The organism is Kineosporiaceae bacterium, assembly GCA_016713225.1.
Classification (GTDB): Bacteria; Actinomycetota; Actinomycetes; order Actinomycetales; family Kineosporiaceae; genus JADJPO01.
Genome location: JADJPO010000001.1, coordinates 265,727 through 291,422, shown reverse-complemented (window position 1 = coordinate 291,422; position 25,696 = coordinate 265,727). Strand labels below are relative to the sequence as shown.

Annotated in this window: 26 protein-coding genes and 1 pseudogene; 18 read left to right on the top strand and 9 right to left on the bottom strand. The window is 70.8% G+C overall.

What is annotated here, in order from left to right:
* The first annotated feature begins 23 nt into the window (after positions 1 to 23).
* Complete coding sequence (locus tag IPK24_01280; GenBank protein MBK8074205.1) at positions 24 to 566, top strand: NAD(P)H-dependent oxidoreductase; 543 nt, start codon at positions 24 to 26, stop codon at positions 564 to 566.
* Positions 567 to 592: 26 nt separating this feature from the next.
* On the opposite strand, the gene IPK24_01275 is transcribed toward IPK24_01280, so the two are convergent.
* Positions 593 to 1,408 (bottom strand): PIG-L family deacetylase, encoded by an 816-nt coding sequence (locus IPK24_01275; protein MBK8074204.1) that lies wholly within the window; start codon positions 1,406 to 1,408, stop codon positions 593 to 595.
* 269 nt (positions 1,409 to 1,677) lie between these two features.
* On the opposite strand from IPK24_01275, the gene ppk2 reads away from it, so the two are divergent.
* Positions 1,678 to 2,745, top strand: coding sequence for a polyphosphate kinase 2 (gene ppk2 / locus IPK24_01270; GenBank protein ID MBK8074203.1), 1,068 nt, complete (start codon positions 1,678 to 1,680; stop codon positions 2,743 to 2,745).
* 27 nt (positions 2,746 to 2,772) lie between these two features.
* On the opposite strand, the gene IPK24_01265 is transcribed toward ppk2, so the two are convergent.
* The gene (locus IPK24_01265) at positions 2,773 to 3,363 is read right to left on the bottom strand and encodes a GNAT family N-acetyltransferase (GenBank protein ID MBK8074202.1); all 591 of its coding nucleotides are present in this window, start codon (positions 3,361 to 3,363) and stop codon (positions 2,773 to 2,775) included.
* A gap of 22 nt (positions 3,364 to 3,385) precedes the next feature.
* Positions 3,386 to 3,745, bottom strand: coding sequence for a hypothetical protein (locus IPK24_01260; protein ID MBK8074201.1), 360 nt, complete (start codon positions 3,743 to 3,745; stop codon positions 3,386 to 3,388).
* Between the two features lie 275 nt (positions 3,746 to 4,020).
* Between IPK24_01260 and IPK24_01255 the strand changes: the two genes are divergently transcribed.
* Entirely contained in the window at positions 4,021 to 4,497 is a 477-nt protein-coding gene (locus IPK24_01255) for a CoA-binding protein (GenBank protein MBK8074200.1), read from the top strand.
* Positions 4,498 to 4,587: 90 nt separating this feature from the next.
* Here the strand turns inward: IPK24_01255 and arfB are convergent, their stop codons facing one another.
* Positions 4,588 to 5,013 (bottom strand): aminoacyl-tRNA hydrolase, encoded by a 426-nt coding sequence (arfB, locus tag IPK24_01250; protein ID MBK8074199.1) that lies wholly within the window; start codon positions 5,011 to 5,013, stop codon positions 4,588 to 4,590.
* Positions 5,014 to 5,084: 71 nt separating this feature from the next.
* On the opposite strand from arfB, the gene IPK24_01245 reads away from it, so the two are divergent.
* The 4 genes and pseudogenes from IPK24_01245 (at position 5,085) to IPK24_01230 (ending at position 7,613) form a co-directional block, all read left to right on the top strand.
* Complete coding sequence (locus IPK24_01245) at positions 5,085 to 5,456, top strand: DUF1905 domain-containing protein (GenBank protein ID MBK8074198.1); 372 nt, start codon at positions 5,085 to 5,087, stop codon at positions 5,454 to 5,456.
* A 150-nt stretch (positions 5,457 to 5,606) separates the two neighbouring features.
* A pseudogene (locus IPK24_01240) lies at positions 5,607 to 6,517 on the top strand (ABC transporter ATP-binding protein).
* Entirely contained in the window at positions 6,514 to 7,371 is an 858-nt protein-coding gene (locus IPK24_01235) for an ABC transporter permease (GenBank protein ID MBK8074197.1), read from the top strand. The pseudogene IPK24_01240 and the gene IPK24_01235 overlap by 4 nt, the downstream one beginning before the upstream one ends.
* Positions 7,372 to 7,376: 5 nt before the next feature.
* Positions 7,377 to 7,613, top strand: a complete 237-nt coding sequence (locus IPK24_01230) for a helix-turn-helix transcriptional regulator (protein MBK8074196.1) — start codon at positions 7,377 to 7,379, stop codon at positions 7,611 to 7,613.
* 86 nt (positions 7,614 to 7,699) lie between these two features.
* On the opposite strand, the gene IPK24_01225 is transcribed toward IPK24_01230, so the two are convergent.
* The gene (locus IPK24_01225; protein ID MBK8074195.1) at positions 7,700 to 8,158 is read right to left on the bottom strand and encodes a GNAT family N-acetyltransferase; all 459 of its coding nucleotides are present in this window, start codon (positions 8,156 to 8,158) and stop codon (positions 7,700 to 7,702) included.
* 37 nt (positions 8,159 to 8,195) lie between these two features.
* Positions 8,196 to 9,800, bottom strand: a complete 1,605-nt coding sequence (locus tag IPK24_01220) for a CotH kinase family protein (protein ID MBK8074194.1) — start codon at positions 9,798 to 9,800, stop codon at positions 8,196 to 8,198.
* Positions 9,801 to 10,294: 494 nt separating this feature from the next.
* Between IPK24_01220 and IPK24_01215 the strand changes: the two genes are divergently transcribed.
* The 3 genes from IPK24_01215 (at position 10,295) to IPK24_01205 (ending at position 12,118) form a co-directional block, all read left to right on the top strand.
* A complete protein-coding gene (locus IPK24_01215) occupies positions 10,295 to 10,594 on the top strand; it encodes a hypothetical protein (GenBank protein MBK8074193.1) in 300 nt (99 codons plus the stop codon).
* Complete coding sequence (locus IPK24_01210) at positions 10,591 to 11,187, top strand: VTT domain-containing protein (GenBank protein MBK8074192.1); 597 nt, start codon at positions 10,591 to 10,593, stop codon at positions 11,185 to 11,187. Before IPK24_01215 ends, IPK24_01210 begins: the two co-directional genes overlap by 4 nt.
* 166 nt (positions 11,188 to 11,353) lie before the next feature.
* The gene (locus IPK24_01205) at positions 11,354 to 12,118 is read left to right on the top strand and encodes a hypothetical protein (GenBank protein MBK8074191.1); all 765 of its coding nucleotides are present in this window, start codon (positions 11,354 to 11,356) and stop codon (positions 12,116 to 12,118) included.
* 50 nt (positions 12,119 to 12,168) lie between these two features.
* On the opposite strand, the gene IPK24_01200 is transcribed toward IPK24_01205, so the two are convergent.
* Positions 12,169 to 12,387, bottom strand: a complete 219-nt coding sequence (locus IPK24_01200) for an RNA-binding S4 domain-containing protein (GenBank protein MBK8074190.1) — start codon at positions 12,385 to 12,387, stop codon at positions 12,169 to 12,171.
* A 136-nt stretch (positions 12,388 to 12,523) separates the two neighbouring features.
* On the opposite strand from IPK24_01200, the gene IPK24_01195 reads away from it, so the two are divergent.
* The 7 genes from IPK24_01195 to IPK24_01165 all read left to right on the top strand — a co-directional run bounded on the left by IPK24_01195 (position 12,524) and on the right by IPK24_01165 (position 23,749).
* Positions 12,524 to 14,728, top strand: coding sequence for a serine/threonine protein kinase (locus tag IPK24_01195; protein MBK8074189.1), 2,205 nt, complete (start codon positions 12,524 to 12,526; stop codon positions 14,726 to 14,728).
* Between the two features lie 95 nt (positions 14,729 to 14,823).
* Positions 14,824 to 15,264 (top strand): peptide-methionine (R)-S-oxide reductase MsrB, encoded by a 441-nt coding sequence (gene msrB / locus IPK24_01190; protein ID MBK8074188.1) that lies wholly within the window; start codon positions 14,824 to 14,826, stop codon positions 15,262 to 15,264.
* A 6-nt stretch (positions 15,265 to 15,270) separates the two neighbouring features.
* Positions 15,271 to 16,821 carry a YdiU family protein gene (locus tag IPK24_01185; protein MBK8074187.1) on the top strand — a complete coding sequence of 517 codons (1,551 nt, stop codon included), beginning with the start codon at positions 15,271 to 15,273 and terminating at the stop codon, positions 16,819 to 16,821.
* Between the two features lie 343 nt (positions 16,822 to 17,164).
* Entirely contained in the window at positions 17,165 to 18,295 is a 1,131-nt protein-coding gene (locus IPK24_01180) for a hypothetical protein (protein ID MBK8074186.1), read from the top strand.
* 178 nt (positions 18,296 to 18,473) lie between these two features.
* Entirely contained in the window at positions 18,474 to 20,372 is a 1,899-nt protein-coding gene (locus tag IPK24_01175) for a dynamin family protein (protein MBK8074185.1), read from the top strand.
* Positions 20,359 to 21,882, top strand: a complete 1,524-nt coding sequence (locus IPK24_01170) for a dynamin family protein (GenBank protein MBK8074184.1) — start codon at positions 20,359 to 20,361, stop codon at positions 21,880 to 21,882. The genes IPK24_01175 and IPK24_01170 overlap by 14 nt, the downstream gene beginning before the upstream one ends.
* On the top strand, positions 21,875 to 23,749 hold the full coding sequence (locus IPK24_01165; GenBank protein ID MBK8074183.1) for an Hsp70 family protein: 1,875 nt from the start codon (positions 21,875 to 21,877) through the stop codon (positions 23,747 to 23,749). The genes IPK24_01170 and IPK24_01165 overlap by 8 nt, the downstream gene beginning before the upstream one ends.
* Here IPK24_01165 and IPK24_01160 read toward each other — a convergent pair.
* Positions 23,725 to 24,135, bottom strand: a complete 411-nt coding sequence (locus IPK24_01160) for a DUF1801 domain-containing protein (protein MBK8074182.1) — start codon at positions 24,133 to 24,135, stop codon at positions 23,725 to 23,727. The genes IPK24_01165 and IPK24_01160 overlap by 25 nt on opposite strands.
* Positions 24,136 to 24,211: 76 nt before the next feature.
* A complete protein-coding gene (locus IPK24_01155; protein ID MBK8074181.1) occupies positions 24,212 to 24,628 on the bottom strand; it encodes an MmcQ/YjbR family DNA-binding protein in 417 nt (138 codons plus the stop codon).
* A gap of 47 nt (positions 24,629 to 24,675) precedes the next feature.
* On the opposite strand from IPK24_01155, the gene IPK24_01150 reads away from it, so the two are divergent.
* Positions 24,676 to 25,653 carry an NADP-dependent oxidoreductase gene (locus IPK24_01150; GenBank protein ID MBK8074180.1) on the top strand — a complete coding sequence of 326 codons (978 nt, stop codon included), beginning with the start codon at positions 24,676 to 24,678 and terminating at the stop codon, positions 25,651 to 25,653.
* Positions 25,654 to 25,696 lie beyond the last annotated feature (43 nt).

Genomic DNA, 25,696 nt, shown 5'->3' with positions numbered 1-25,696 from the left:
CAACTATCCCATCCGGAGGACCCGTGAACGTGCTCGTCCTGGTCGGCAGCCTGCGCCCCGACTCGCTCAACCGTCGCTTCGCCCGCGCCGCCGCCGCCGAGCTGCCGCCGGGTGTCGAGGCACGGTTCTTCGACCGGCTGCCCGAGCTTCCGCGCTACGACCAGACGCTGGACGTCCACCCGGCGCCTGCCGTGGTCGCCGAGCTGCGTGAGGCCGTGCTGGCGGCCGATGCCCTGCTGGTGGTGACGCCCGAGTACAACGGCGCGCCGTCCGGACTGATCAAGGACGCCATCGACTGGGTCTCCCGTCCCCGCGGCGAGCCCGCGATCGCCGGCAAGCGCACCGCCGTCCTGGCCGCGACGATGGCGCCCCGTGGTGCCGTCTGGGCGCGCGAGATGACCGCACGCTCGCTCACGGTCGCCGGGGCCGTGGTGCTGGCCGAGACCGTCGGCCTGGCCACCGCCCACGAGGGCCTGGACGGCGACACCATCGTGGACGACACCACCCGCGCGGCCGTCACAGCGCTGCTGGCCGACCTCGTCGAGGCCGACGCCCTCGTCGCCTGACTCCCGCCGGAAACGGCTCGATCGACTCAGTCCCGATCGAGCCGGTCCTCGTCGAGGATCCAGCCGGAGCGCATCCCGACGATGCGCCCCGGCTCGATGAAGTACTCGGTGCCGAACATCATCGCGAACGGCTCCGGCGGGATCGCGAGCATCATGCCGACGTCCGTGGTCTGACTGGCGTGGGCGGTGAGCGAGGCACGCTTGCGGTCGAGGTAGGCCGCGACGTCGACCTTCCAGTGCAGCTCCGCCTCGGGGGTGCCGATCGGATTGCCGTCGTCGGCCGGCGCATCCGGGTCCCAGTCGCCGGTGTCCATGCCGCTTGCCGCCGCGGCCCGGAACACCGCCCGCATGGCGTCCCGGTTCATGGTTGCCTCGAGCAGCCGCGGACGCCGCTTGGCCAGCTCCACCGCACGTCGCGTGATCCGGTGCACCGCAATGTGATCGGGGTGCCCGTAGCCGCCGTGCCAGTCGTAGCCGATCAGGATGTCGGCGTCCTCCTCGTCGAGCACCGCGACGATGCGGCCGGCAGCCTCGTCCACGTCGGCGTTGTGCAACGCCTCGGGGTCGTGGTTCTGCTCCCACCCGGTCATACCCGAGTCGGAGTAGTCGAGCCAGGCAACCCGAGCCAGCCCGATGGCGTCGGCCGACGCCTGGGCCTCGAGGCGGCGCCGCTGAGCCACGCTCTCGCCGTCCGCCAGATCGGTCGGCGCCTCGCCGTGATCGCCGTTGGTGGCGAACACGACCACGACCCGATGGCCCTCGTCGGCCGCACGAGCCATCGACCCACTGGTCAGGCTGGCCTCGTCGTCCGGGTGGGCGTGAACGAAGACGATGGTGGACATCGGGCCATCATGCCGTTTCGGATCGCCGGTGGCCCGGCGGGTGCCCGGCACGTCAGGGTGACGTGGTGACGGTGCGGGTGGTGGCCGGTCCGGCACCGGCCGCGTTCAACGGCGTCACCGTCGGCTACGTGCTGATCCGCAGACTCGATCCCCGCAGCAAGCGCTGAACGGCCCATGGACGGGTACTCCGTTCGGTCGATACTCAGCGGGATCACGTCAATGGACCAGGGTCCCGTGTGACCGAAAAGTCGGCTCTTACCCTGGCGGGCATGACTGCCCGCCGCCCGGCCACGAAGGCCTCCCCGCCCGCCCCCGTCGAGGCCACGCCGTCCCCGGACGCCGCGTCGCCGACCGAGGCGACCGCCCCCGCACCCACCGATCTCGCCGCCGGGCCGGACGTCACACCGTCCTCGAACGGCGCGCTCACCGCCGCCGCTCAGGAGATCGAGCGACTGCGCCACCAGCTCGAGCCCGACGAGGACCCCGAACTGGACAACAAGGACGCCAAGAAGGCACCGGCGTGGAAGATCGGGTACCCGTACCCCAAGAAGATCAATCGCGAGGAGTACGAGACCACCAAGTACGCCCTGCAGATCGAGCTGCTGAAGCTCCAGGCCTGGGTCAAGGACACCGGGCAGAAGATCGTGATCCTGTTCGAGGGCCGCGACGCTGCCGGCAAGGGTGGCTCGATCAAGCGATTCACCGAGCACATGAACCCGCGGGGTGCCCGGGTTGTCGCCCTGAGCGTCCCGACCGAGGTCGAACGCGGCCAGTGGTACTTCCAGCGCTACGTCGCCCACCTGCCGACCGCCGGCGAGATCTGCATGTTCGACCGGTCCTGGTACAACCGGGCCGGCGTCGAGCGCGTGATGGGCTTCTGCACGCCCATCCAGTATCTCGAGTTCATGCGCGAGTGCCCGGACTTCGAGCGGATGCTGGTGAACTCCGGCGTCAACCTGTTCAAGCTCTGGTTCTCGGTGGGTCAGGAGGAGCAGGCCGCGCGGTTCGCCTCGCGCCGGGTCGACCCGGTCAAGCAGTGGAAGCTCTCGCCCACCGACCTGGCCAGCCTCGACAAGTGGGGCGCCTACACCGAGGCCAAGGAGGCGATGTTCTTCTACACCGACACGCCCGTGGCCCCTTGGACCGTGATCAAGTCGAACGACAAGAAGCGCGCTCGGCTCGAGGCGATGCGGGTCGTGCTGTCGCACTTCGACTACCCCAGCAAGGATCACAAGCTGGTCGGTGCCCCGGACCCGAACATCGTCGGCGCGGCGTCCCAGATCTTCGAGGACGGCGAGCACCCGGGGCACCTGCTGCCCAAGCTGCCCACCGTCTGAGTCCGGCCACACGGCGCGGGGGATGGCTCAGCGGTCGAGCCATTCCTCGCGCAGCAGGGCATAGGTCAAGCCGTCGAGCCAGCGACCGGAACGGTGCAGCCCGTCCCGGATGGCGTGGGACTCGCGCCGCAGGCCGATCCGCTCCATCAACTGCCACGAAGCGGTGTTGTCCGCGAAGCAGCCGGCCACCACGCGTCGCAGCCCGAGCGGTCCGAAGCACACCTCGACCGCGGCCCGCACCGCCTCGGTGGCATACCCCTGGCCGCGATGATCCGGGTGCAGCACCCAGCCCAGTTCGGCCTGGACGCCGCGCGCGGCGGGACGAGCTTCTCGCTGCGACCAGGCGTCGTCGACCCTGAGCATGAGGTCGCCGATCACCTGTCCCGATCGCTCGATGATCAAGGTCATGGCGAGCCGATCCGGCGCGCAGAAGTACTCGGTGTACTGCTCGAAGGTCTCCGGCGCCGTCGTGATCCACTCGTAGACCGCAGGCAGGCTGCGGATCGGCCAGGTGGTGCGCGCGTCGTCCGGCGTTGCTCGACGAAGGGTCAGGCGATCCGTGGCGATCGGCCAGTCGACCTCGGTCAAGGGGTCACGGCGCGGCGGGGTGTCCTTCACCCCGCCATGATGCCCTCGGGGCTCAATGGCCCCAATGGTGACCGTGCAGTTGCAGCGTGGAACTGATGATCAGCATGTGGTCCGGCCGCACCCGCGCCGGCAGGCGGCGCCGTCCGATCGGTTCGCCGAACAGGGCGTACAGGTGCGGGAAGCTGGGATCGCCGGTGGCCATCACCTCCCGCAGACGCGCGCTGCCGGGCAGTTCCTTGGTCTGGTCGCGACGACGGTCCTTGCCCAGGAACTTCAGGGCAGCGTGGTCCAGGACGTGTGAGTGGATCGCCAGCCCGGTCAGCCCCAGCAGCTCGGCGGTGATGAGCAGGCATCCCTGGGTGTTCTCGTCCCAGGCGGCGAGCCGCTCGTTCACCTCCGAGACCTGCGTCATGGCGACGGTGCGAGTGGACTGCGCGAGCGCGGAAACCGGCATGCTGAACCCCCAGGCAGGGACGTGATCAGGGTGTCGATGACGTCGACGCTGACGGGAACCGACGCCCGCCCCTGTCGGCAGCGACCACAGGGTTTGCAGTACCTGACAGGTGCGGGCGGCCAGCTTCACCCGATCGGCAGATCAAGTCGGCGGGTTCAACGGTGACGTTCGACCCGGGCCGGTACCCGGCGCAGGGCGAAGGCTGGAGGTTCGGCCATCACGGAGGGTTTGTCATGGTCAGCATCACCGAGGCCGCCGCGGAATTCCTCACTGCACGACGTATCGCTGTCACCGGGGTCTCGCGGCAGGCCGGATCACACGGTGGCAACGCCGTCCTGACCGGGTTGCGGAGCCGAGGCTTCGAGGTGATCCCGGTCAACCCCGCGGCGACCGAGGTCGAGGGGGTGCGCTGCTACCCCACCGTCACGGCGATCCCCGGGGGCGTGGACGCGGTGGTGATCGCCACCCGACCCGAGCACGCCGCTGCCACCGTGCGGGAATGCGCCGAGCTCGGCATCACCAAGGTCTGGATGCACCGGTCGTTCGGCGGCGGGAGCTTCAGCCAGGACGCCGTGGACGTCGCCGCCCAGCTCGGCGTCCGGCTCATCCCGGGCGGCTGCCCGCTCATGTTCGGCGCGGGTGCCGACCGCGGGCACCGGTTCATGCGCGGCGTCTGTCGGCTCACCGGGGCCGTGCCGCGCCAGCTCTGACCGCGGTGCTCCCCAACTCCCGATGATCCACACCCCGGTGATCATGCAATCCGTGCACAAAACGTGCACGGATTGCATGATCACCGGGGTCTAGAGGTCGCCGGGACGGCGTAGGCGCTTGGTCTCGGAACGGCGCTTCTTGGCCTCGATCCGGCGGCGTCGGGCACCGGCACTCGGTCGGGTGGGACGACGCCGGGGCGGCGGCGGCGCGAGGGCCTGGCGCACCAGCGCCGCGAGCCGGTCCCGGGCAGTGCCGCGATTGCGGCGCTGCGAGCGGTACTCCGAGGCCACCACGACAAGGGTGCCGGCGACGAGGCGGCCGGCGAGCCGGTCCAGCAGGCGTTCTCGCTGGTCGTCGGTCAGGATCGGGGAGCCTTCGACGTCCCAGATCAGCTCGACCCGGGAGTCGGTGGTGTTCACCCCCTGACCGCCCGGTCCACTCGACCGCGAGAACCGCCAACTCAGCTCGGCCGCGGGGATGGCGAGCGCAGCGGTGACCGGCAGGTCGGGCTCCATGCCCTCAGCGTGGCAGGCGATCGCACCCGATCACACGGTGAATTGTCACCGCCCCCACCTACGCTGCCCGCATGGTTCGACGACCCCCACCCGACCGACCTTCCGCACGATCGGCCGACCCTGCTGCCGAGGCCGCCGACTTCGAGTTCGCGACCACGCTGTGGCTCTGGTCCGGCGGGGGTGGCGGCGGTTCATGGCACTTCGTGACGGTGCCCGAGGGCATCAGTGACGAGATCGCCGACCTGACAGCGGGACGACGGGCCGGGTTCGGCTCGGTCAAGGTGCGCGCACGCATCGGGTCGACGCAGTTCGAGACCTCGGTGTTCCCTTCCACCGAGCAGGAGGCGTACATCCTGCCGGTGAAGAAGTCGGTTCGGACGGCCGAACACCTGACCGCCGGTGACCGGGTGACCGTCCGGCTCGAGCTGGTCCATCTCGCCTGACCTGGCTCGGCCGGCGGGGTCGGCCGGGCAGCCCGCAACGGCCTTGCGTCGACAGACTGCCGCACTGATCTGGCGATATGTAGCAGGTTCAATACACTCAGGATCATGACCACGACATTCGAGTCGGTCATCGACGTGACCGGTCTGCACATGTCCTACGGCTCCACCTCCGTGCTGCGTGGCGTCGAGCTGCACCTGAGCGCGGGTGAAGTGGTCGTTCTGCTCGGGCCGAACGGCGCCGGGAAGACGACCACCATCGAGATCCTCGAGGGCTTCCGCGCGCCGTCCTCGGGGTCGGTGCGGGTACTCGGCGTCGAGCCGCTGACCGCGGACGAGGCCTGGCGGGCCCGCGTGGGGGTGGTGTTGCAGTCCTGGCGCGACCACGCCCGGTGGCGGGTGCGTGAACTGCTCGCCCATCTCGGCGAGTTCTATCGCCCGTTCGCGACGCCGCAGCGCCCCCGGCCGTGGGACACCGACGAGTTGCTCGCCCGGGTCGGTCTGTCGGACAAGGCGGATCGCCAGATCATGGGCCTGTCCGGCGGCGAGCGACGCCGGCTGGATGTCGCGGTCGGGCTCGTGGGGCGACCCGAGCTGTTGTTCCTCGACGAACCGACGGCGGGCTTCGACCCGCAGGCCCGCCGCGATTTCCACGATCTGATCCGCAGTCTGGCCGATGCCGAGGTCACGATCCTGTTCACCACGCACGACCTCGACGAGGCCGAACGCCTGGCCGACCGCATCCTGGTGCTCGCCGGCGGGCGCATCATCGCCGACGCCTCGCCCGATGCCCTGCGTCGCCAGGTCGGCGCCACCACCGAGGTGCGCTGGGCGCGCGACGGCGCCACCCACGTGCACGCCACCGAGACCCCCGCCGACTACCTGCGCGAGGTGCTGAACGCCCCGGCGGGCCGATCACCGATCTCGAGGTACGTCGCGCCAGTCTCGAGGATGCCTACCTGGCGCTGGTCCAGCGGCTCGAGGCAGCCACCCCGGACGACGACCCCGACGCCGCCGTCCGCGATTTCGTCTCCAGCGCCACCGTGTCCGGGGAGGTTCGATGAGCAGCAACGGCCTCACCACGTCGATCGCACGCAGCGCGCTGCGCCAGGCCCGCATCGAGCTGAGGGTTCAGCTCACCTCGTGGACGGCGCTGGGCTGGGTGATGTTCCCGGCGATCGGCTTGATCGTGCTGTTCTTCCTGCGCGACCAGGAGGTGATGGGCAGCCAGGTCAGCCTGGCGCAACTCGGCATCCCCGGACTGCTCGCCATGAACCTGATCAGCAGCGGCGTGATGGGGGTCGCCGGCCAGTTGATGACCGAGCGCGACGACGGAACCCTGTTGCGTGCCAAGGCGATTCCACACGGCATGCAGGCTCACCTGATGGCCAACGTCCTGATCTTCACCGGCACGTCCCTGATCCCGGTGGCGGCCCTGCTGGTGGCGGCCTCGGTGTTGGTGGACGGCGTGACCCCGACGAGTGCAGGGGGCTGGCTGCGTTTCGTGTGGGTCGCCGTCCTGGGGCTGTTCGCCACGCTGCCGATCGGCGCCCTGCTGGGGGCGCTGATGCGCAGCCCGGTGGTGCTGGGCATCTCGAGCCTGTTCCTCTACGGCGCCATGGCGATCTCCGGCATCTTCTACCCGCTGTCGGCCCTGCCCGGATGGCTGCAGTGGGTCGGTCAGTGCCTGCCCACGTACTGGCTCGGGATCGGCCTCCGATCAGCTCTGTTGCCACCCGAGGCGGTGGCGCTCGAGCTCGGGCAGTCGTGGCGCCTCTGGCCGATGGTGGTGATCCTCGGGGCCTGGGCGCTGGTCGGGCTGATGTTCGCGCCCGGCGCGCTGCGGCGGATGGCCCGGCGACAGTCCGGCTCGCAGGTGGCCGCGGCCCGCGACCGGATCATGTCTCGCGGATACTGATCGCCGTGTCCGAACAGGTTCACAACCGGATCGCCATGTTGCGTGCCGAGCGCGGCGTCTCGCGGCGCGACCTCGCCGCCGCGTTGGGGGTGCACTACCAGACCGTGGGGTACCTGGAACGGGGCGAGTACTCCCCCAGCCTGCACCTGGCGCTGCGGATCGCGGCGTTCTTCGACGTGCCCGTCGAGGTGGTGTTCTCGACCGAGCCGTTCCCGTTGTTGGGCAGTGGTCGCGCCGGGTGAATCTCACCTGGAGTGCCGCACAGAGCGCATGAGCTTCGTCGAGTTGACCACCGATGTCGGTGGTCAACCCGACGAAGCCTCCGCGGTCAGTCGAGGGTGCGGGTCATGAACGTGCTCAAGGGGTCGGGGCGGTAGGGGCCGAAGGGATCGCACTCGACGAAGCCGTGGCGGGCGTAGAGGGCGCGCGCCGGGGCGAAGAACTCCTCCGAGCCGGTCTCGAGGCTCACCCGGGTGAACCCTCGCGCGCGAGCCTGGTCGAGGATGTGGGCCACCAGGGCGCTGGCGATGCCGCGACGGGCGTGGCTGCGGGCCGTCCGCATCGACTTGAGCTCGGCGTGGTGGGCGTCGAGCGGTTTGAGCGCTCCGCAGCCGACGAGGCAGCCCTCGTCGTACGCCGACCAGACGGTGGCGCCGCCGGTGCGCAGGTCGTCCAGGTCGAGGGTGTGGGTGCTCTCTGGCGGGGTGATCGCACGCAGTTCGGCGGTGTGCTCGGCCAGGAACGCCGCGATCTCGGGGCCGGTCAGCGGGTCGACGAGGATCTCCACGACCGCCCAGGGTAGAGCCCTGGCGTTCGCGGCGGGTTCAGTACAGCCGCAGCACCGTGGCCTGCGCCGGCGGAGCCAGGTGCACCTGGGGGTTGCCGGCACCGGTCAGATCGGTGGTGCTGTAGCGCACGAACAACCCCGACTGCGCTGCGCGCAGGGTGAGGTAGCCGCTGAGTTTGAAGGGGCTCTCCACATCCCGCGGGGTCAGCACGAAGGCGTTGCCGTCCGAGGGCGTGAACCGGAAGGCGTACACATTCGGGTTGCCGCCGGCGGTCAGGATCTGGGTGCTGGCGTGCAGGAAGGTGCCGAACTTCTCGTTGACCAACTCGTGCCCGGTGACGAGGTCGCGGACGAACCAGCGGTCCGAGCGCGAGCTGGACAGGGCGTGGTGGTAGACCTCCTGGTGCTGGCCGATGGTCTCGGTCTGACTGGCGTGGGCGCACTGCTGGGTGCCGCGTTCGACCAGCGCCAGGGCCTTGTCCCGCGGGATGGCCGTGAGCAGCAGGCCGCCCGATCGCACCAGCCTGACCTGGTCGCGGACCGTCTCGAGCTCGCCGGCCAGCCCGGTGGCACCCGAGATCGCCAGGGCCGTCTCCAGCCGGGCGATGTACGGCAGGATCACACCCTCGATCGAGTCGCGAGAGAACACGGTGTTCAACAGGTCGGTGATCTGCGCCCGGACGCCGTCCAGCAACGTCGGGTCCTGGCGCACCAGCCGGGCGAGCACACTGTCGTCGTCCAGGTTGAAGGACGTCGCGGGTTGCAGGATCTGATCCAGACCCCACGGGATGAACTTCAGGTGGACGTGCGCGACATCCGGGGCGGCGATCGGGATCACGTCGTTGTAGACGTAGGCATTGTTGGCGTTGCTGGTGTAGCCGTCCCAGTGCTTCAGCAGGGTCTCCATGGCGTAGAACCGCTGGAAACTCGGCAGGTAGACCACCTCGGCCGCGGCGGCCGGCCCGGCGGCGATGCGCTGGGCGGCCAGCAGCAGGTCCGAGCCGTCCTCGACGTCCGAGAAGCCTTGGTGAGTGAGGCGCCCGGCGGTGACCATGGCCTCCGTCAGATCCTCACCGGCCTCGATCTCGTAGAGGTTGCCCTCGTCGTTGCCGAACGTGTTCTGGATGTGCCGCTTGCGCACCGGTTCACAGTTGACGTAGGTGCCCTGATCCTCACCGTTGACGATCACCCGGGCGATGTTGCACCGCGAGTGCGGCATGCCCGCCAGCCGGAAGAGTTCGTAGCCCAGCGGCTGCCGGATGTAGGAGGCATCCTGAACGCTGTTGTGCAGCGTGACGTACTGGGTGCCGATCAGGGCCTCGATGGCGTCCTCGTGGTCGGTGAACCGCGAGAAGTTCAGCCGCAGTGAGGGTTTGGTCTTGCTGAACGAGCCACAGAACGACTTTTTCGAGATGCCGACGTCGACGAAGGACTGCGGGCCACCGGGCAGGGCGGTGCCCGAGATCTCGACCGAGGTGGCGTGGAACCAGTCGAAGCGCTCACCGGTGAACTGGAAGTTGCAGAAGCCACCGTGCGGTTCAGCGGCCTTCAACGCGTCCCAGTCGGCGGGTGCCATGGTGATCCGCACGGTGACGACGTTGTCGACGGCGTAGAAGGCGTTGCACAGGTCCTGGAGCGTCATGACCTTCACAGAGGCAGGTCATGGTCGTTCTGATACCTGAGTTCACGAGGAGCTCGGCCCTTCAGGCCTCCCGCGTCACTCGCCGGAGTGCAGGCGCTGCAGATCCACCAGCTGGACGCCGCTGCGCCTCGAGGCCTCCTCGTTCAGAGCAGCCGTGAGACCGTGGCGCGAGAACACCAGCAGCATGTGGGGTTGGCTGACCCACCGTCCAGTCGAAGATCACCGTTGGATCGCAGTCTGCACCGGTTCAGGCGGAGCAGACTGCGACCTCACGACGATCATGGACGACGGCACGTGGCCTGACGAGCCGCTGCGGTCGTGCCCGGCTACATTCGAGACCAGGACGACGCCCGGCGAGGTGGCGGGCAAATCCGATCCATCCGCATCCGGCGCGGTCGTCGAGTCCCGGTGAGAGGTGACATGAACGAGGTGGACATCAGGCCATGAGTGCCTTCGCCGGCCTCGCCACGGTCTATCGACGGCATCCTCGGCTGGTGCTCGCCGTTGCCGTGACATCACTGCTCGCCGTCCTGTTTGCGGTGCGGCTCGTCGCGGGAGCCGTCTACTGGTCGCATCACCGGCAGGAGCAGATCAAGCCGTGGATGACCGTTGGGTACGTCGGCCACAGTTGGGGTGTCGATCCGAGGGCCATCGACGAGGTGGCCGGCCTGCCGATGCCGTCCGGTCATCCATTGACCTTGCAGGAGATCGCCGACCAGCGCGGCATCCCCGTGGGCACGGTCATCAGGCAGGTTGAGGTCGCGCTCACCACCGTGAAGTCAGCGGATCGATGACCGAGTGGCTGCTGGCGCTGGTGCCCACCTACGGCGCGTGGCTGCTGGCGGGGGTGACGTTCTTGTCAGCACTCGCGCTTCCGGTTCCCTGCTCCATCCTGATGATCGCCGCGGGAGGCTTCGCCGCCGTCGGTGAGTTGTCGCTCGCGGCCGCAGCAGCCGCAGCCCTGGCCGGTGCCATCTCCGGTGACCAGACCGGGTACCTGATGGCGCGGCGAGGCGGCGGCGCCCTCGCCCAGCGATTGGCTTCTCGTGCAGCACCACTGGCCAGGGCGAAAGACCTGCTCGAGCGGCGCGGCGGCGCGGCGGTGTTCCTCTCGCGGTGGCTGGTCTCGGCGCTCGGGCCGTACGTCAACTTTGCTGCCGGAGCCGCCAACCAGCCGTGGCTCGTCTTCACCGTCTGGGGCGTGCTCGGCGAACTGGTCTGGGTCACGCTGTACCTCGGGGTCGGTTACTACTTCGCCGGCAACCTCGAGGCGGCGTCGTCCATGGCCGTCGAACTGCTCGGGATGCTGGCCGCCGGCACCCTGGCCGCCGGATTGACCTGGTGGTTGATCAGCACCCTGCGATCCGAACAGGACGCCAGGGCGTGACCCGCGGACGCCCGGTGAGATGTCCGGATTGCCGAGCGACGAGAACCGGCACGGGTGTAGGAAGGACGCAGATCGACCATTGACAGGCACTGCGGCGCCCTCCCCGCGGTGCTCGACCGGGTCATTCGGTATCGAGGTCGCTTTTCTCCGAGGAGGGGACATTTCCATGACATTCGGCATGCGCACCATCAGGGCATGGCTGAGCCGAATTACGGTTGTGCTGGCACTGGCTGCCGTACCGCTGGCCTTCAGTCCGAGCGCCGAGGCGGCCATCGCCAAACCCCGTGTCGGGTGGTACTTCTCGAACAGTCAGGTCGATCAGGGCGCCACCGTGCGCGTCGTCTGGTCGGCCACGGGAACGCCGCGCGGTGCCCGCCTGCTCCTGCAGCGGACCACCGGCACAGCCAACCGCTGGATGAACGTGGTCTACCTGCGCACGCTCAAGGGATCCACCACCACCAAGGCGCCGATTCGGGGGACGTACTCGTACCGCATCGTGGTGCTGAACGCGAAGCGCAAGGTGGTCGCCTCGTCGGCGCATGTGCTGCGCAGTTACGCCAAGGTTCCGTTGAGCACGATCATGCGCGACACCACCGCAACCGTGCCGATCAACGGCACTTTGTTCCGCTGGGTCGCAAGGTACGACTACCCCGGCCCCTATCGATTCCTCCACCTCGATGCCACCAGCTGCCGGTCCGGCACGTTCCAGCTCGCCAAGGACGGCGCCGCCGGCAACGTCGGATCGTTGAACATCGTTCAGGAGACGGCCGATCTGCAGGTCGGGTCGGTGACGGCGGTGGGCACCGCCTCGCTGAACGCCACTCTGAGCGGACACGCGGTCGACTTCACGATCACCGACGTGGCCGGTGACGGCGGCTACACCTACGTCGACGGCGTCCTCAGCTGCTCGACGGCCAACGGACGTCCCTGACATCCGCCGCCCGACGGCGGGTGGTCACCCACCGCCGTCGGGCCGCGTGCCTACACAGCGGCCCGAGTCACGCGTAACACCTGGCCCCGCACCGCGACCACATCGCCCGGGACGAGTTGGCGACCCCGCCGATCCTCGGGCTGGTCGTTCACCAGCACCACGTCGTCCGCCAACAGCTCCTTGACCTCGGCTCCGGCCTGGACGACGTCCGCCAGTTTCAGGAATTGGCCCAGCCGTATCGCGTCACCATTGATCTGCACGTCCGTCACGCGGCCATCATCGCGCGGCGCCGCCGCGGGAGACCAATTCCAAAACCTGACGATTCACGACCGACGGATCAACTACGGTGCATCTCGGGGAATGCCGGCGAATTCGGCACCCATTCCCCACAGTGCAGGGGGATGCATGAGCACCAAGGACGCCACACCCGAGCCCATTTCTGAACCCGTTTCCGAGCCCACGTCCGCCGCGCGGCCGGAGCGACCACTCGGTGCTCGATATCTGCTGGGCGAGGTGATCGGGCGCGGGGCCATGGGCCGGGTCTACCGCGGACGCATCCGCGACGGCGAGCCGAACCTGGCGATCAAACTGCTGCGCGACGACCTCGCCGAGGATCCCGAGCTCGTGGCCCGCTTCGTTCAGGAACGCCAGCTGCTGCGCACCATCACGCACCCGCACGTGGTCACCGTCCACGACCTGATCCTGGACGGCGACGACCTCGCCATCGTCATGGACTACGTGGACGGCGGCAGCCTCACCACCGCCGTCCCGCGCCCGTGCCCACCGGAACTGGCCGCCGAGTTGTCCGCCCAGCTCGCCGAGGCGCTGACCGCCGTCCATGCGGCCGGGGTGGTGCACCGCGACCTCAAGCCCGGCAACGTGCTCTGTCAGAAGGCCTCCGACGGCACCATCGGTGTTCGCCTCACCGACTTCGGGGTCTCCCGGCTGCTGTCCGGCACCCTCACCCGAGTCACGTCCCTGATCGGTACCCCTGGCTACCTGGCCCCCGAGGTGACCCGGGGGCACCCGGCCACGGCCGCGACCGACGTCTATGCGCTGGGGGTGATGCTCTACGAGCTGCTGACCGGGCGCGCACCCTTCCTCGGCGACAACGCTCACGCTCTGATCCGGGCGCACAACGACGACCCCGCCCCCCGGCCGGCCAACCTGCCGGACGCGCTCTGGACACTGCTCGACCAGATGCTGGCGAAGGCACCCGACGCACGTCCCACGACCACCCGGATCGCCGCCGAGCTCCGACGACTCGCCCCCGGACTGACCGGCACCGGCCCGTTCCCGGTGAGGACGGCGCCGTTGCCCGCGACCGACTCCTCACCGACGATGCCCGGTGGTGTGACGATGCCGAAGCGGCCGGCCACGCCACCGGCCGCTCAGGGCATCTGGCCGCTTCCAGCGTCCGTCGCGGCGCCTCCAACCCCGGCCCGGCCCCCGAGCCCCTCCCCCGCACCCGCCGTACCGGCCGCACCCGCCGTACCGGACCCGGCCGAAGCCCCCACCGAGATCGCCCGCATCGTGCGGATCGCGCCGGGCCAGGCCACCCCGAACCCGCACCCGAACCCGAACATCGGCATCGGCATCGGCAGCGGCAGGGGCAGCGGCCTCACCGACCCCGAGCCCCCGACGCGGTCACGGCGCCTGGCTCTGGTGGCCTCGGGCGCGACCGCCGTCCTGGCCGTCACCGGCGGCATCATCTGGGCCGTCAACCGGACGCCGCGCACGCTGCGCACCACCACGGTGGCGGCCTCGGCGCCCACCGGGTCGACGACCCGCAGCGCGTCGCCCGCGACCGCGACGGCGAGCACTGCCGTCACGACCTCGGCCGGCGCCGTCCCTGTCGCGCCGGCCGGCGGCGGGCAGACGGTGATCGTGCAGCAACCTGCTCCGGTGATCCCGGTCGAGCCCGCCGCGCCGACCTCCACCAAGGTCACTGCCCCGGTCGTCACGACCAAACCCGCCGCAGCGGTGCCGGCACCGAAGGTGGATCCCGCGGCGACCCCGGCTCCCGCCACGCCGGTACTCGAGGTGAACCAGGCCACGGTGGCCTCGCGCATGGTGTCCGACGGCATTGCACCGCTGCGGGTCTCATCGGTGTCGACCCCCTCGGGCACGATCACCTCGATCACGATCACCTACGGCGGCAGCCAACCCGTCACCCCGAGCGCCGGGGTCACCAGCTACACCACGACGGTCACCGGATTGTCGAACGCGACGCAGTATCGATTCACCGCCGAGGTCTGCAACTCCCTCGGCAAGTGCGCCACCTCCGCGGCCGTGAGTTTCGTCCCCTACGGCTGGCCGGACCTGTCCGGGGTCACCGCCGCCGTGTCCGGCACCACGGTCACCATGAAGTGGCCCGCGGTCCGCTCGAACGGCAACCCGAACGACCTCACCTGCAGCTTCGAGGTCGCCAGCAGCGATGCCTCGGCGCCCGCGAAGCGCACCATCGGGATCGGGTCGGGGTCGACCGTGTTCTCGGGCAAACCCGGGTACACCTATCAGGGTGTGCGGCGATGCTCCATGGACATTCAGCCCTCCAGCGTCCGAACCGAGGTCAGTCCCACGGTGAAGCTGGCCGGCCCCGCGAGCTGACCCGGCACTCGAGGCGGAACAAGCGCGGCGCCGTCCGAGTTTGACCGGGTGTGAGCGAGCAGACCCCCAGCACCCAGACCCCCACCGACCAGACCCTGACCTGGCCCGGCGTGCTGCGCCTGGCCCGCGAGGGCAACCCGACCCCACCGCGCCGTGACGAGCGCACCCCGCAGCAGTGGCGTGAGGTGCTGAGCCGCGAGCAGTACCGCGTGGCCCGATCGGCGGGCACCGAGATGCCGTTCAGCTCCGACCTGTGCTCCCTGTTCACCGCCGGCCTCTACCAGTGCGTGTGCTGCGGCACCGAGCTGTTCGACTCCTCGACCAAGTTCGAGAGCGGCACCGGCTGGCCGAGCTTCACCCAGGCGGTCGCCCCGGACGTCGTGGCCTACAACCTCGACACCAGCCACGGCATGCAGCGAGTCGAGACGGTCTGCAACGTGTGCGACGCCCACCTCGGGCACGTCTTCCCCGATGGCCCCGAACCGTCGGGCCTGCGCTACTGCATCAACGCCGTCTCACTGCAGAAGGTGCACTGAGCCGGCGTGACGCAGACCGCGACGGCACCGGGCCCGGCTGGGGTCCCGCAGTTCGACAACAGCTACGCCCGTGAGCTGGACGGCGCGTACGTCGCGTGGGCGCCCAGCGCGCCCCCGCACCCACGCGCCGTCCGGCTGAACCATGCCCTGGCGGCCGAGCTCGGGCTGCCGGACGGCTGGATCGAGACCCCCGAGGCCCTCGCGATGCTCAGCGGTTCGACCGTGCCGGACGGCGCCCAGCCGATCGCGCAGGCATACTCCGGCCACCAGTTCGGCAGCTTCAGCCCGCTGCTCGGTGACGGCCGCGCGGTGCTGCTGGGCGAGCTGGACGACGTCCACGGCGTGCGTCGCGACCTGGCCTTCAAGGGCTCGGGCCGCACCCCGTTCTCACGCGGCGGCGACGGCAAGGCCGCCCTCGGGCCAGTGCTGCGCGAGTACCTGATGGGCGAGGCGATGCACGCCCTGGGCATCCCGACCACCCGGGTGCTGGCCGCCGTCGCCACCGGCGAGACAGTGCAGCGCGAGCGGGTGCTGCCGGGCGCCGTCCTGACCCGGGTGGCGGCCTCGCACCTACGGGTGGGCACCTTCGAGTTCGCCGCGCGCCGTGACCACGGCCTGCTGCGGCGGCTGGCCGAGTACGCGATCGCGCGGCACTACCCCGAGCTCGCCGCGATCGAACCGGACGCCGAGCGCTACCTCGCGCTGTTGCGCGGCGTGATCGATCGGCAGACCGCGCTGATCGCCCGGTGGATGGGCGTCGGGTTCATCCACGGCGTGATGAACACCGACAACATGACGGTCTCCGGCGAGACGATCGACTTCGGGCCGTGCGCCTTCGTCGAGGCCTACGACCCCCGGGCGGCGTTCAGCTCGATCGACCACGGCGGCCGCTACGCCTTCGGCAATCAGCCCGCGATCGCGGGGTGGAACCTGACCCGGTTCGCCGAGACCCTCGGCCCGCTGATCGGCGATGATCGCGACGTGGTGGTGCCGCAGCTGCTCGCGGCCCTCGACGACGTCGACGTGCGCTACGCCCATCACTGGACCGCCGTGCTGCGGCGCAAGCTCGGCATCGACGCGACCTCGGAGGGTGCCGGCGACGCGAACGTTGTCGCCGATCGGGCCCTCGGCGAGGACTACCTCGAGCTACTGCGCCGACACGAGGTCGACTTCACCCTCGGCTGGCGTGGCCTGGTCGATCTTGCCACGACGGACGACGCCCAACGGCTGCGCGATCGGTTCGGCCCGGACGGTGTGGCCGACCTGGACCAGTGGCTGGAGCGCTGGCGTGAACGGTTGCAGCGCAACGGATCCACTGATGAGGGGCGCGAGGTCGACCTGGATGCGATGCGCCGGGCGAATCCGATCTACATCCCCCGCAACCACCGCGTCGAGGCGGCGCTGACCGCAGCGGTGGAGCACGACGACCTGGCCCCGTTCGAGCGATTGCTGGCTGTTCTCGCCGACCCGTTCGCCGAACGCTCCGACGACGCCGAGTTCGCCGAGCCTGCCCCCACCGACGTCACCGCCACGTATCGAACATTCTGCGGTACCTGAGCCGACCCCGAGGCCGCCGCCGAGCCGACCCTCCAGCCGACCTCCAGCCGACCTCCAGCCGACCTCCAGCCGACCTCCAGCCGACCCTCCAGCCCCGCGGAGCACACCCCGCGCCCATGATCGCTGTTAGATCGCAGATTGCTCCGGCCGGGCGGTGGCGAACTGCGATCTAACGGTGATCATGGTCGTTTGTGCCCGGGACATCGCGTGCTGATGTCGTGCTGAGCGGGCGCTGACCACGCGCTGACACCCCCTTCGTACGGTCCGTTCGTACTCGAGTCGTCACCGATCGGCGGCTCGGTCGAGCAGCCCCTTCGGGGGGCGAGGCGAGAAGGGGAACCAGATGTCGATCATGGGAACGGTCACCGACAAGACCGTGGAGTTCATTCGCGAGGCGCTGGCGCTGATCACCGGCGGCCTCGATCCGGACAGTGCGGTCGAGGCCGCCAAACAGCGCGTCGGGGTCACCGACGAGGAGCTCAGCCAGGCCGACACCGGTGACCTGCTGCAGGCGCTGTGCCTGACCCCGGACGCGCCATTGTGGAGCGACTACTTCACGGCGGTGCAGCAGAGCTACAACGGCAACGGCAACGTCGTGGTGCAGGGGAACAGCACGCACAACTCCTCGGGCAGCAGCTCCGTCGGATCGGGTGGTTCCGGCGGGTCCAGTGGTGGGTCGAGCGGCGGGTCGAGCCACGGCTCCAGCACCGCCGCCTCGCCCGCCGAGCAGATCGTCTACAACTACAACAGCTACGAACAGACGATCAACGACCAGGACAACCTGTTCCAGGGGGTCTTCACCGGCGACCTGTCCATCGACCAGAGCCAGACCGACATCGACGGCGACGGCAACCAGGTCACGCACGGCGGCGGCCAGGCCCAGAACGTCAGCGGTGAGGGCAACTCCGGCGCCCAATCCGGGTTCGGCGACGCCAACTCGACCAGCGGCGACAACAGCCCGCTGATCGACGGCGACGCCAACGGCGCCGGGTTCAACTTCGGCGCCGGTAACCAGCAGGTGGCCTCGGGCAACACGGTCGGCGGCGACGGTCAGGCCGGGGCCTTCGGCGGCGGTGCCACCAACGTCTCGCACAACGACGCCAGTCACGGTGGAGCGGTCTCGGGCGTGGGGGACGCCACCGGCCACTCCAACGATTCGCACGACTCCAGCCACGTCGACCAGGACGTCGACATCAGGGTCGACCGCGACAACCGCCACGACGACAACGACACCGTGATCGTCGACCACCACGGTGGTGGCGGTGGGCACGGTGACGGCGGGCACCACGGTGGACACGACGGCGGGAACGACGGCGGACACGATGACGACGGCCAGGGCGGTGGACACCACTCCAACGATCACCACGGCAGCGATCACCACAGCGACACCGGCCACCACGGGGGTGGGCAGCAGCCGGGTCACGACTCGGGCGACCCGGGTTCGGTGCCGCACGACCCGCCGACCATCGGCTGATCCTCCGGCCTGATGACGGCCCGGCTCACGGGCCTGATCCACCGGCGCGCGTCGACTCGATCCCTCCAGTCGACGCGCGCCGGCCCGCCGCCCTGCCCCCGCGAACGGTCCCGCGACGACTCGATGCCGCGATCCGGCACCGGCTCTGCCCACCCAGCACGAGTGGAGGTGACCCACCATGCCCGCACCCACCGAGTCGCTCGACCGGACCCGGGCTCTGGTCGAGCTCGGCCTTCAGGCGTGCACCGCCTACGGCCGCCCGGACCTCGGCCACCGACTGACCCTGCTGCGCCGGCGACTGGCCGACCCGGGCTTTCACGTCGTGGTGACCGGAGAGTTCAAGCAGGGCAAGAGTTCGCTGGTCAACGCCCTGGTCGGTGCCCCCTGTTGCCCGGTGGACGACGACCTGGCCACCGCCGTGGCCACCTACCTGCGCCACGGCGAGCACCCCAGCGCCTGTCTGGTGTACGACGGTGACCCGCCGCGGCGCGAGCCCATCGCCGCCGGCTCCCTGCGGCGCCACGTGGTCGAGCCGCACCGAGCGACGGACGCCGCGAGCTCCACCAACCCGACGGCTGCTCGGACGGCCGACCACCTGATCGGCGTCGAGGTCCGGTTGCCGCGCGCGCTGCTGGCCGGCGGCTTGGTGCTCGTCGACACCCCGGGGCTCGGCGGCCTGGCCTCCTCCCACGCCGCGATCACCCTGACCGCAGCGGCCACGGCCGATGCCCTGCTCTTCGTCACCGATGCCTCGCGCGAACTCACCGCCGCCGAGGTCGCCTTCCTGCGAGCGGCGCGCGACCTGTGCCCGGCCGTGCTCTGTGTCCTCACCAAGATCGACCTCTATCCGCAGTGGCGCACCATCCGCGACCTCGACCAGGCCCATCTGGCCACCGCCCTGCCGGACGTCGAGCTGGTGGCCGTGTCCTCCACGCTGCGCCACCTCGCGGCCCGCGGCGCCGACCGAGCCCTCAACGAGGAGTCGGGATTCCCCCCGCTGGTGCGGTTCGTGGCCGAGCAGGTGACCGGGGACGCGCGGCACCGGCAGGCGACACTCGCCGCGGCCGAGGTGATCTCGGTGTGCCGGCAGCTGGAGGTGCCGTTCGACTCCGAACGCGCCGTCCTGGTCGACCCGGCGCGCAGCCGCAGCATCATCGACGACCTGGCCGCGACCCGTCGCCAGGTCGACGAACTGCGGGGCGCGGCCTCGCGGTGGAACCAGACCCTCTCGGACGGCATCGCCGATCTGACCGCCGACGTCGACCACGACCTGCGCCGCCGCATCCGCCTCACGGTCGAGGCGGCCGACGAGGCCATCGAGGCCGCCGACCCGCTGGATGCCTGGCCCACGCTGGAGGCCTGGCTCGAGAGCCGTACCGCGCACGAGCTGGTGGCCAACTACACCCTGCTCAAGACCCGGGCGCTGGCCCTGAGTGACCACGTCGGACAGCACTTCCGTGATGGCTCGAGCCCGCTGACCGGGCTCGGGGTGTACGACCCGACCGGTGTCTTGAACCGCCAATCCCTGACCCACGAGGTGGCGCTCGAACGGATGACCGCCGGCACCCAGACCATGGTGGCGCTGCGCAGCAGCTACACCGGCATGCTGATGTTCACCGTGTTGGGCAGCCTGCTTCACCTGTCCCTCGGCCCGTTGGGCGTCGGGGTCGGGCTGGTGATGGGTCAGCGCGGCCTGAAGGAGGAGAAGAAGCGCCGCCTGGAGCATCGGCGCGCCCTGGCTCGACAAGCCGTGCGCCGTTACTGCGACGACGTGCAGTTCGTGATCGGCAAGGACTCTCGCGACACCCTGCGCCGCATCCAGCGGCAGTTGCGCGACCACTACGCCACACGCGCCGACGAGCTGAGCCGGTCCAGTGGTACCGCCCTGCGAGCGGCCACCGAGGCCGCGGAGGCCGGCCAGTCCGAACGCACCCGGCGGCTGCGCGACGTCGACGCCGAGCTCGACCGACTGCGCCGGCTGCGGACCATGGCCGAGGCCATCGCCACGCCACCATCCGCCGCGCTCACCGACGTCGAGGACCAGGAACCGGGAGGGTCGACCCGTGCCGCCGGGTGACAGCGTCGGCCGGCCGCCGTCGTCCCTGCTGGGGCAGACCCACCGGCTCATCGAGCATGCCCTCACCGTCTACTCCGGCAGCGCACCCCGCGCCGAAGCCCCTGTGAGACAACGCCTCATGGACTTGCGCCGACGCCTGGACGCACCGCTTCGGGTCGCCGTCGCCGGGCGGGTCAAGGCGGGAAAGTCCACGCTGCTCAACGCCCTGATCGGCGAGCGGTTGGCCCCGACCGACGCCGGCGAGTGCACCCGGGTGGTGACCTGGTACACCGACGGACACACCTATCAGGTCACGCTCACCCGCCCCGACGGCAGCAGCCGGCAGGCCCGGTTCGGCCGGCAGGACGGACCGATCGAGATCGACCTCGCGGGCGAGGCGCCCGACCAGCTGCACAGCATCACGATCAGCTGGCCCTCTCAGGCGCTGCGTCGATCGACGCTGATCGACACCCCGGGCATCGGGTCGCTGTCGGAGCAGATCGCCCGCCGCACCTGGGAGTTGCTCGCCTCGGACGACGAGGTGACCCCGGCCGACGCCGTGATCTACCTGATGACCCACGCCCACCGCGACGACGTCGAGTTCCTGGCCGGCTTCCACGACCGTGAGGTGAGCCGGCCCAACCCGGTCAACGCCATCGCGGTGCTGTCCCGAGCCGACGAGATCGGTGCCGGACGAGCGGACGCCCTGCGCTCGGCTGCGGCGATCGCCCGACGGCTGGCCGCCGACCCGCAGGTGCGCCGGGTGGCTCAGACCGTGGTGCCGGTCGCCGGCCTGCTCGCCCAGACCGCCACCACCCTGACCGAGCGAGAGGCCAAGCAGCTCGAGCTCATCGCCGCCCTGCCGGCACCCGACGCCGAGCTGTTGCTGCTCTCGGCCGACCGGTTCGTCACCACCCTGCCCGACCTGGGCCTGAGCGCCGCCGAACGCACCGCACTGCTCGATCGGTTCGGGCTGTTCGGCCTGCGCGCGGCCTTGACGGTGTTGCGCCGACGCACCGTCACGGCGTCCGAGCTGGCCCGTGAACTGACCGCCGTCAGCGGCCTCGACGACCTGAATGCGGTGCTGCAGAGCCTGTTCCACGAACGGGCCGAGTTGCTCAAGTCGCGCTCGGCGCTGCTGGGCGTCGATGCCCTGGTGCGGCGGCACCCGGTGCCCGGCGCGACGGCCCTGGCCGCAGCAGTGGAGCAGATCCTGGCCGGCGCCCACCCGCTGCACGAGTTGCGGGTGCTCTCGTCGCTGCGGGCCGGCTGGGTGACCGGCCGCCCCGAGGTGCTCGCCGAGCTGGAGCAGGTGATCGGTGGTGCCGGACAGTCGGTCACCTCCCGGCTCGGGTTGCCGCCGGACGCCGGGCCGACCAGCCGGCGCCAGGCCGCGACGTCCGCGCTTTTGGCCTGGCAACGCCGGGCCGAGAGTCCACTCTGCCCACGACAACTGGCCGTCGCGGCCCGGGTGGCGATCCGGACCTGCGAGGGCATCATCACCGAGGAATCCGGGGGACATCATGTCTGAGCCGTTGCAGCCCAACTCATCTCGCCACCCGCTCCCGATCTCGCAGCCGCGTGACGCGGCGTCCGGGTACACCCTCGGCGTCGATCTCGGCACCACCTTCAGCGCCGCCGCCGGGTGCCGAGCGGGGCGCGCCGAGGTGATCTCGCTCGGCAGCCACGGCGCCGCCGTCCCCTCGGTGGTCCTGCTGCGCGCGGACGGCACGCTGCTGAGCGGCGAGGCCGCCGAGCGGCGGGCCGTCCTCGAACCCCACCGGGTGGCCCGGGAGTTCAAACGACGCCTCGGCGACAGCACCCCGATCCTGCTCGGCGGCAGCCCGTATTCGGCCGAGGCGCTGATGGCCACCCTGCTGCGCTCCATCGTCGATCAGGTGGTGGCCCGCCAGGGTGAGCCACCGGTGGCGCTCTGCCTGACCCACCCGGCCACCTGGGGGGCCTTCAAGCTCGACCTGGTGCGCCAGGCCGTGGCCCTGGCCGGGCTGGACGGCGACCCGGCGCGACCGGTGCACCTGATCGCCGAGCCGGTCGCCGCCGCAGCACACCACAGCCGCGATCAACGGATCCCTCCCGGTGCGCTGGTGGCCGTCTACGACCTGGGCGGCGGCACGTTCGACGCCGCCGTGCTGCGCGCCACCGATCTGGACTTCGAGATCCTCGGCCAGCCGGAGGGAGTGGAACGGTTGGGCGGCATCGATTTCGACGCCGCGGTGTTCCATCACGTGATCAGCGTCCTCGGGCCGGCGGCCACCGAGCTGGACGACGACGACCCGGCCGTCCGGGCCGCGCTGGCCCGGCTGCGGGAGGAGTGCGTGGCCGCCAAGGAGGCCCTGTCGTCGGACACCGACGTCGCCATCCCGGTGGTGCTGCCCGGCCTGACCACCGAGGTGCGGCTGACCCGGGGGGAGCTGGAGGTGATGATCACCCCGGCGTTGGAGAGCAGCGTGCAGGCGCTGCGTCGGGCCATCGGCTCGGCCGGGCTGGAACCTCAGGATCTGCACGCGGTGCTGCTGGTCGGCGGCTCCTCACGGATCCCGTTGGTGGCTCAGCTGGTCGGCGAGCTCGGGTGCCCGGTGAGCGTTCAGGCGCACCCCAAGTTCGCGATTGCCCAGGGCGCGGCTCACCTGGCCCAGCCGGCGCCGGCCCCGGCCACCCGGGCGACGGGGCTTCCCTTGCTTCCGCTCGTCACCAGCGCCACCAGCGCCACCGGCTCACCGAGTACTGCCACCGGCTCACCCGGTGCCACCGGCAGCGCGACCCCGCCGGTGCTCGACCCCGGTCCCACCGCACCGGTGTTCGACTGGTCCCCCGCGGCGCGGGCCGGGGCGCCCGACCTGGGTCGCCGCCGCCTGGTGCGGGCCATCGTCGGCGGCGTGATCCTGGCGGGCGGCCTGGCCGGCTTGTCGGTCGCCTACGCCACCTTGCAGGACGACGCCGCCCGCGCTCCCGGCGTCGGGAGCTTCAGCAGCACCTCGCCCACCACCGCGCGGGTCGCCTCGGGGCGCCCGGCGACCACCCGCACCGGCCGGACCGGCGCCCAGCCGGGGGCGGTGCCGAACGGCGGTGGCAACCCGGGCGGGTCCGAGGGCGGAGCGATCGGTGAGGTCGAGCCGACCACGGCACCCCCGCGGACCACGCCCGCCGTGACGCCGACCGGTGCCCCCTCCCCCGGCACGACCACCGGCACGACCACCACGACGGGCGCTCCGTCGGCGTCCGTGCCCTCGCCCAGCCGCACCCGCACCCGCACGCCCACCCGCACCCGGACCCGCACCCCGACGGTCACCCGCACCCGCACCCGGACACCGACCCCGGTGTCGACCCCGGTGTCGATCCCCCTGGCGACGCGTCAGCCGGCAGTGGTGTCGCGATAGGAGCGCACGATGAGTTCGCGCAGGGTGCCCTGATCGATCGCGTCCAAGCGCTTCAGGTACAGGCAGGCTCGGCCCAGCGTGTGCGGCCCCAACTGCGCCAACAGGTCGCCGTACCGGTCGAAGCCGTTGAGCAGGTAGACCGTCAGACTCGCCTTGCGAGGCGAGAAGCCCACGGGAGGCCACTCCAGCGACTCACCGCGCGCCGTGGCGTAGGTGTGCCGCCCGAAGCCCACGATGCTGTCACCCCACATCTCCGGCGGCAGTCCGGTGGCCTCGGTCATGAGGTCGCAGACGGCACGGGCCTCCGTATGGCGACGCGGGTCCGCCACCGAGGCCAGGAAGTCCTCGACGCTCGCGCCGGTCGGTCGGGTCTTGGGTTCTGCCATCACGCCTCCATCAACGTGCCGGTATCGCTGTCCCAGTCAGTCCCAAATCAGTCCCAGTCAGCACAGTCAGGCCCAGTCAGCGCCTCGCGACGTCCAGTCGGGCCACCCGCCGCACCCCGGCGGTGAGCCGGTAGGAGGTCTCGATCAGTTCGGCCACCTCCTGCCAATCGGTGGTGCCGGCAGCGTCGTCCTCGTCGCTCAGCTGCACCCCCACCCAGCCGCTGGGGCCCAGATAGGCCGGCAGGTAGCACCGCGGATCCTCCAGCAGCGCCTGACGTTCCTCGGGGTCGGCGAGCACCACCACCGATGCGCGGTAGGCGATCCACTCGCCGTCCCGCCGGATCGAGCCGCCGAAGTAGGCGAACACCTTGGTGGTGTAGAACGCCGGGTGCCCGTGCGAGATCTTCTCGGCGGCGTCCGGCAGGGCCAGGGCGATCGCCCGAACCCGCGCCAGCAACGGGTCGTCGTCGTCGAACATCAGCGGGTGGGCCATCACCCCAGGGTAGGTGCCCGGTGATGGCTCGTCGTAGGGTCCCGCCCATGAGTGCCGAGCCAGCACGTCGCCACAGCCGGGTCGTCGTCGCCACCGCCTACGGCGGTCCCGAGGTGCTGGCCGTGCTGGACGTCGAGCAACCGCTCCCGGGGGCCGGCCAGGTGCTGATCGAGGTGCAGGCGGCGGGCACGAACCCGTTCGACCACAAGGTCTACAGCGGCACCATGGGCCGCGACCCGGCGCTGCTGCCGATGCGCCTGGGCGCCGAGGTCGCCGGCGTCGTGGCCGCGCTCGGCGAAGGGGTCGGCACGGACAGCACCGGTGCCCCACTCGCCGTGGGCGATGCCGTGATCGGCTATCGGGTCGTCGGCGGCTACGCCAGCCAGGTGATCGCCGGCGCCCAGAACGTGTTCGCCCGCCCCGAGAACCTGACCGCCGAGCAGGCCGCCGGACTGCTGTTGACCGGCGTGACCGCCGCCCACCTGCTGACCGCGACCCGCGTCGGCCCCGGCGACACGGTGCTGATTCACGGCGCCGCGGGAGGCGTCGGATCGATGGCCACCCAGCTGGCCGTCGTCCGGGGTGCCCGGGTGATCGGTACCGCGAGTACCGGCCGGCACGAGGCGATCCGCGCGCTCGGCGGCGAACCGGTGAGCTACGGCACCGGGCTGGCCGAGCGGGTGCGTGACCTCGCCCCGGGCGGCCTCGACGCCGCCCTCGACACGGTCGGCACCGACGAGGCGGTCGACACCTCGCTCGAGCTGGTCGCCGACCGCAGCCGGATCGCCACCATCGCCGCGTTCGGCCGCGCCCCCGGCCTGGGCATCCAGCTGCTCGGCGGCGGCGCCGGTGCCGACCCGGGCACCGCGATCCGTGCCGCAGCGCGGGCCGAGCTGGTGGCCCTCGCCGGCCAGGGCCGACTCACCGTGTCCGTCGACCGCAGCTTCGCCCTGGACGACGTGGCGGCGGCGCACACCTACCTCGCCACCGGGCATGTCCGGGGCAAGGTGGTGTTACTGCCGTAGCGGCGGCCTGACGTCGGTGAGGCCACCGGCGTCGCCGGGTCAG